At 37.5% G+C, this 5,703-nt stretch carries 8 protein-coding genes and 1 tRNA gene; 4 read left to right on the top strand and 5 right to left on the bottom strand.

Features of this window, described 5'->3' with window-relative positions:
- Both ACYPZI_RS15405 and ACYPZI_RS15400 read left to right on the top strand, forming a co-directional pair.
- Window positions 1–764, top strand: a 764-nt coding sequence (locus ACYPZI_RS15405) for an ISAs1 family transposase (protein ID WP_459603174.1), incomplete at its 5' end; no start/stop codon positions are given.
- An 86-nt stretch (window positions 765–850) separates the two neighbouring features.
- A complete protein-coding gene (locus tag ACYPZI_RS15400) occupies window positions 851–1,240 on the top strand; it encodes a lipocalin family protein (RefSeq protein WP_459603172.1) in 390 nt (129 codons plus the stop codon).
- 69 nt (window positions 1,241–1,309) lie between these two features.
- On the opposite strand, the gene ACYPZI_RS15395 is transcribed toward ACYPZI_RS15400, so the two are convergent.
- The 3 genes from ACYPZI_RS15395 to ACYPZI_RS15385 form a co-directional block, all read right to left on the bottom strand.
- A complete protein-coding gene (locus ACYPZI_RS15395; protein WP_459603170.1) occupies window positions 1,310–1,783 on the bottom strand; it encodes a hypothetical protein in 474 nt (157 codons plus the stop codon).
- 61 nt (window positions 1,784–1,844) lie between these two features.
- Window positions 1,845–2,759, bottom strand: a complete 915-nt coding sequence (gene miaA / locus ACYPZI_RS15390) for a tRNA (adenosine(37)-N6)-dimethylallyltransferase MiaA (RefSeq protein ID WP_459603168.1) — start codon at window positions 2,757–2,759, stop codon at window positions 1,845–1,847.
- The gene (locus ACYPZI_RS15385) at window positions 2,759–3,310 is read right to left on the bottom strand and encodes an IS1096 element passenger TnpR family protein (RefSeq protein ID WP_459603166.1); all 552 of its coding nucleotides are present in this window, start codon (window positions 3,308–3,310) and stop codon (window positions 2,759–2,761) included. The genes miaA and ACYPZI_RS15385 overlap by 1 nt, the downstream gene beginning before the upstream one ends.
- Before the next feature lie 218 nt (window positions 3,311–3,528).
- On the opposite strand from ACYPZI_RS15385, the gene ACYPZI_RS15380 reads away from it, so the two are divergent.
- Window positions 3,529–4,020 (top strand): outer membrane protein, encoded by a 492-nt coding sequence (locus tag ACYPZI_RS15380; protein WP_459603164.1) that lies wholly within the window; start codon window positions 3,529–3,531, stop codon window positions 4,018–4,020.
- 275 nt (window positions 4,021–4,295) lie between these two features.
- On the opposite strand, the gene ACYPZI_RS15375 is transcribed toward ACYPZI_RS15380, so the two are convergent.
- On the bottom strand, window positions 4,296–4,604 hold the full coding sequence (locus ACYPZI_RS15375; protein WP_459603162.1) for a hypothetical protein: 309 nt from the start codon (window positions 4,602–4,604) through the stop codon (window positions 4,296–4,298).
- A gap of 130 nt (window positions 4,605–4,734) precedes the next feature.
- Here ACYPZI_RS15375 and ACYPZI_RS15370 point away from each other — a divergent pair, with 130 nt between their 5' ends.
- Window positions 4,735–5,220 carry a GNAT family N-acetyltransferase gene (locus ACYPZI_RS15370; protein WP_459603160.1) on the top strand — a complete coding sequence of 162 codons (486 nt, stop codon included), beginning with the start codon at window positions 4,735–4,737 and terminating at the stop codon, window positions 5,218–5,220.
- A gap of 51 nt (window positions 5,221–5,271) precedes the next feature.
- Here the strand turns inward: ACYPZI_RS15370 and ACYPZI_RS15365 are convergent.
- A tRNA-Ala gene (locus tag ACYPZI_RS15365) sits at window positions 5,272–5,345 on the bottom strand.
- Window positions 5,346–5,703 lie beyond the last annotated feature (358 nt).

Below are 5,703 nucleotides of genomic sequence, written 5' to 3'. Positions count from 1 at the left end.
TGTGCGGTAGCCGTACTTCAGATAAAAAGTCCATCGTTCACATGGTCAGTGCCTGGGCTGAAAAGAATCACATCGTATTGGGTCAAACAAAAGTTGATGAAAAGAGTAATGAAATAACAGCTATTCCTAAACTATTGGAACTGCTGGTACTTAAAGGTTGTATCGTAACGATAGACGCCATGGGATGCCAAAAGGATATAGCATCTAAAATCATAGAGAAAGAAGCTGATTACCTGTTAGCCCTCAAGGGCAATCAAGGAAATCTTTTGGAACAAGTAGAGGATTCTTTTCGTTTCCTGCCGATTCGTGATTCCAACGAAGAGCTGGATAGTGGACATGGGAGGGTGGAAACCCGCAGATGCCTGGTTATAGATGACCTTTCCCTGATTGAATCAAAGAAAGAATGGGAAGGACTAAGAACTTTGGTAAAGATAGAATCGGAACGTTATATCAAATCCAGTGGTAAGACAGAGAAGGAAACCCGGCTTTATATCAGTAGTCTTGTGGCTGATGCTAAACTCATAAACCAATCCATACGCGCTCACTGGAGTGTTGAAAACTCGTTGCATTGGGTACTTGATGTTGGTTTCAATGAAGATAGCAGTCGCAAAAGAACCGGATTTGCAGCTCAAAACTACTCTTTATTAAACCGGATAGCTTTAAACCTGTTGAAAAACGACAAAATAACAAAAGTTGGTGTCAGAGGGAAAAGGCTCAAAGCAGGGTGGGACAACAACTACCTAATCAATCTGATTAAAAATTAGATGCGTTTGACCTGGTATTTTTACGAAACAGAACTTCTTATTACGGGAAATTATTTGTTTTTTTGCAGTAAATTATTTGCAAAAATATGTTGCGGGCTAACAAAATAATACTTCTTACACTATTTACCAGCTTATTACTATGCTGCAAACCGTACAATAGTGATGAAGCTAATCACAAATTTATACAGGGTAAGTGGATGCTTGTAGATGCAGAGCGCAATCTGTTCGATACCATTAATGTTGATTACAATAAGCAAATAACTTATTTGATATTTAACGGCAATAAATGTTCTCAACAAATGGTAGACCTGAATGAGACTTCGGAATATACCTTTACAATCAGTGATTTCGAGCTTAATCTACATACAGATTCCGTATTAAATAATACGCTTCATATAAATTTACTGACAGCAGATTCACTGATTCTCAGTAAAGGGGAAAATAGTCTGTGGAAGTACAAGAAAATAGAGCAATAGAATTTGGGACTAAAAAGAAAACAGACATAGAATATTCTATGTCTGTTTTTGTATTATGGTAAGTTTTATTTAACGGAATAAACTTGCATCACCTATCAAAGAAACTTTAAATTGATAATCATTCTTAACCCCCCCGTCATTTCTATCTGATGCCTGAATGTAAAATGTTACAACGCCTGGTTGAATAGAACAGTTTACATTTTCTGTATATGTTTTCAATGTTCCATCATCATATTCAGCCCAATATGTAAACAAAAAAGGGAGAAGCTCCATTCTTTCATGATCTGTCTCCGGATCTACAAACACCGAAGCTACTACTGTACCATCATCATATATGCCCTTAGTCAGTTTTGGTATATCGAATGAATAGACATAACTTTCCAGATCTTCATCCCACCACCATTTGTTTGCATCCTTTTCCACAATGATATATTCGTTATGCAACATGGTACCAGTATAGTACTCTTCTGTTATCTTATCGCCACAGCCTGTAAAACCAACAACACATAATACAATAATCACCAAATATTTGTAAAGCTTCATAATGTTTTTTTAGTTTAGTCAAAAGTAAACAATATATCTCATTTTAACAATAGTAAAACAATTAATTACATATTTTAGTTAATTCTACTATTTGGCTTAATGCATCGCTATCGTTTATTTCGGATAAATTTATCCAGTGTATTTCTTTATCCCGCTTAAACCATGTCATTTGCTTACGGGAGTATATACGTGTATTTTGCTTTATTTTGTCTATTGCAAATTCGAGAGACCATTCTCCATCCAGATATTTGAAAAGTTCTTTATATCCTACCGTATTGAGTGAATTGAGGTGTCGTTGAGGATAATATTTTCCGGCTTCATCAAGCAATCCTTCAGCCATCATCTTATCCACCCGTCGGTTAATACGTCCATAAAGCTCCTCACGATTACGCATCAAACCTATCTTTATGATATTAAACGGCCGGTGTTTTTTTGTATTTGTACGAAAAGAAGAATAAGGTTTTCCCGTCATCAGGCAGACTTCCAAAGCATGAATTACCCGCTTGTAGTTTTTCAGATCAACCTCACTATAAAAGTCAGGATCAAGCATTTTTAACTGAGAACGAATAGGATCTAATCCTTCACGTTCGTATAAAGCGTAGACTTCTTGCCTTAATTTCTCATCTATTGTGGGTACATCATCAATTCCCTTGCATAAGGCATCGATATACATCATCGATCCTCCGGAAGCGACAACAACATCCTGAGATTTGTGCTCTTCCTCTATAATAGATAACGCATCCTGCTCAAATTCACTGGCGCTATAATAATCCGCCACATCCAGCATCCCCACAAGGTAATGCCGGACACGAGACTTTTCTTCCGCTGTAGGGGCAGCAGTACCAATTTCCAATCCTTTAAAAAATTGCCGGGAATCTGCTGATACGATACAAGACCTGTAATATTCAGCAATATTTATACTTAGCGCTGTTTTCCCTACACCCGTAGGGCCAAGCAGTACTATCAGGGTTTTCATTAATATTCTTCGTCACCAGGCAACCGGACATCATCCAGCCCGTCAAAACCTTCCGCATCTAACTCATCAAGATCATACCCTTCGTCCCCGTAAAAGTTTTCTCCGGTATCTAATGTCGCTGAACTTGCTGCAACAGTATCAAAATCCACAGTCTGAGCCGGAGGATTACCTATCGATTTTGTACATACTGCCTCATCGATATCTTTCCCGGTAATTATCTCGCGAAGTTCCATAAAAAACGCTCTTTCTGTCAGATAATCGAATACATACATGAGCTTTTGCCTTTCATCTTCTAAAAAGTCGTTCAAAACCGACACATCCATGGTGTATGAATCTTCATCTGAACTTGTATCCATTTCCACAAGCGTAATTTCCTGTTCTTTTTCCCAATCGTCACTACATATAAAGAAAGACGTCATTTCCCCTTCCTTATAATCCACCGATTTAAGAATAGCCTTATGCAGGTCAAGAAATGTCGCATCCGCACTGATCCGAATTTCACGTTTGAAGTCTTCAACCTCGTCTGATAAAAGTAAAAAACGAAATATCATTTTAGTATGTTTAGTATTTTTCTCCAAAAGTAATAAATTTTTTTGTACACTCATAGACTATTTAGAGAGAGAAAATACAAGAGAAAAATCACCAGATATAATATTTGTATATCAATGCAATTAAGAGCCTTCAATAAGGAAAAAAATCCGTGCTATATTATTTTGTAAATATTAAAAAATTAATATACTTTAGCCTCGAATTTAAAACACAAATCGTTATGAAAAAATTATTACTCCTTATAGCGTCAATCGCTATCTTCATGGGTGTGAATGCACAAACAGGAACTAAATCTTTATTATTGAAAGCCGGGTATCAAACAGATTATAAAAGATTTGGCCTAGGCCTGGAAGGTCGTTATAACATTACGGATAATATTCGTTTAGCTCCGGATGTAACTTTCTTCTTTCCTAAAAGTAATAGAACAGGATTAGATATAAACCTGAATGCTCATTATGTATTTGAGGTACAAGACGGATTATCTATATATCCTTTGGCCGGTATTGGGGTTATAAACAACCGAGTTTCTTCCGTTGATCTTGGAGGCGGTGTTAAGACTGAATCGCATGGAATGACAGATTTTGGATTCAACTTGGGAGCAGGCGCCAGCTACGATCTTTCAGACAATAGCTATGCAAACTTTGAATTCAAGTATACGTTCCAAGATTGGGATTGTGCGACAATCATGGTTGGTTATGGCGTAAGATTCTAAAAAAGAATCATAACTTATGTGAATCAGTAGTTGAATTAATATTCACAGGAACGAAGTGTATGTAATTAATTGTTCGGTTATTTTCATCATTTTCTTCTGCGCGCAATCACAGATTGCTTGCGTCCCTTTTGCCCAAAGCCGCAAAAGGAACCAAAAACGCTTTTGCGCCCCACTTCAACGTCCGACCCATAACGGACTTAAAGGCTAAACAAAAAAACTCGCTCCGGGTTTTGTATAATACGAATCATTTGATAAGCTCAAACACGTTTTTGTTTTTAACGCCTTCTTCGTCCTATGGGTGCCCCGTACTTGAAGCTAACGGCGCAGCTAAAGCCAGACAAGGCAGGCTCTTGTCGTGCGTCAGCCTCCCGCGCATTAGTTCCGCAGGCGGGGGAACCCACACGGTGCAGGCGGCGTAGAAAGGGACGGGGCGATAGCCCGTTCGTCCCTTTCAGCCGGCAAACCGGTTGTGGGTCGCCGAGGGACGAAGCGCTAGCTTTTTGCTTACTTTTGGGCAATGCCAAAAGTAAGGACAAGCCCGGTAGGGCGCGGCAGTAATGAGCATATGTTGAGAATATAAGCAATAGACGTTTATCTGCTCAAGATAATCGAACGTTTTTACACTACAGCAATAACTTTAACTGCTGATTGGCATAAATTATTAATTTCTTTTATTAGAAATTTTGTCAGAATTATAATAGCTTTGACTTAAGTATGAAAGAATATAAGTTAACACTAAGGCCTGTAACCGATTCTGATGTCAGTTTGTTGAGCAAATGGTTGCATAAAGATTATATATTGAAGTGGTACCATGATGCTGAGGAGTGGCTAAATGAAATAGAAGAAAGGAATGGCGATTTTAGTTTTTTGTTTCATTACATTGTTTTAGATGACAATAATGTTCCATTCGGATTCTGTCAGTTTTATGAATGTTTTGACGCTAAGGAAGATTGGTATTCGGTAGTGTCCCCCAATAAAATATATAGCATAGACTATTTAATAGGAGAGGTAGATTACTTAGGACAAGGATATGGAAAAGAAATAGTCAAGATATTAGTAGATAGAATATTAAAAGTAAAGAATCCCGAAGCTATAATTGTTCAGCCCGAGCAAGATAATATTGCTTCATGTAAGGCTCTTTTAGCAAATAATTTTATTTATGATGTTGAAAAAGATTACTATATATTGGATTGTCTGTAGTATATTAAAAAAAGTCCCTACACTTTTCTAGTGCAAGGAGTATTTATTTTGTGGAGAATATCGGACTCGAACCGATCACCTTTAGACTGCCAGTCTAACGCTCTAGCCAGATGAGCTAATCCCCCGTGTATTTTGGGCAGCACAAAGATATAATAATTTCCGTAATACCCATACTTTACAGATTAAAATTTGACTTATAAAGAAGAGGGTGTGTCAAAAGTAAATTTCATTATCTATTTACATACGCTACGCTCCTGTGACCGTTGGTTGTCATCCTGAACGGAGTGAAGGATCTCTCTTTGAAAGTCGAGATTCTTCGTTACACTCAGAATGACAAAAGAAAGTAATATTTTGATAGGACTTTGTTGCAACGGCAGTCAATCTGGTATTTTTCTTCACTATCGTAGCAAGTAAAATTAACTCACTTTGTAAGCATCGGGCATACCAATCCCGATGAATTTATTTAATGTCAAACATTTGAGT

It is taken from the genome of Dysgonomonas reticulitermitis (genome assembly GCF_054601275.1).
Note: the sequence above shows the minus strand (reverse complement) of the source record. Positions and strands in the feature narration are given on the sequence as shown.

Coding starts and splice junctions, on each gene's coding strand:
- ACYPZI_RS15380 (WP_459603164.1), top strand. CDS start 3,529: ATGAAAAAATTATTACTCCTTATAGCGTCAATCGCTATCTTCATGGGT.
- ACYPZI_RS15370 (WP_459603160.1), top strand. CDS start 4,735: ATGAAAGAATATAAGTTAACACTAAGGCCTGTAACCGATTCTGATGTC.
- miaA (WP_459603168.1), bottom strand. CDS start 2,759: ATGAAAACCCTGATAGTACTGCTTGGCCCTACGGGTGTAGGGAAAACA.
- ACYPZI_RS15395 (WP_459603170.1), bottom strand. CDS start 1,783: ATGAAGCTTTACAAATATTTGGTGATTATTGTATTATGTGTTGTTGGT.
- ACYPZI_RS15400 (WP_459603172.1), top strand. CDS start 851: ATGTTGCGGGCTAACAAAATAATACTTCTTACACTATTTACCAGCTTA.
- ACYPZI_RS15385 (WP_459603166.1), bottom strand. CDS start 3,310: ATGATATTTCGTTTTTTACTTTTATCAGACGAGGTTGAAGACTTCAAA.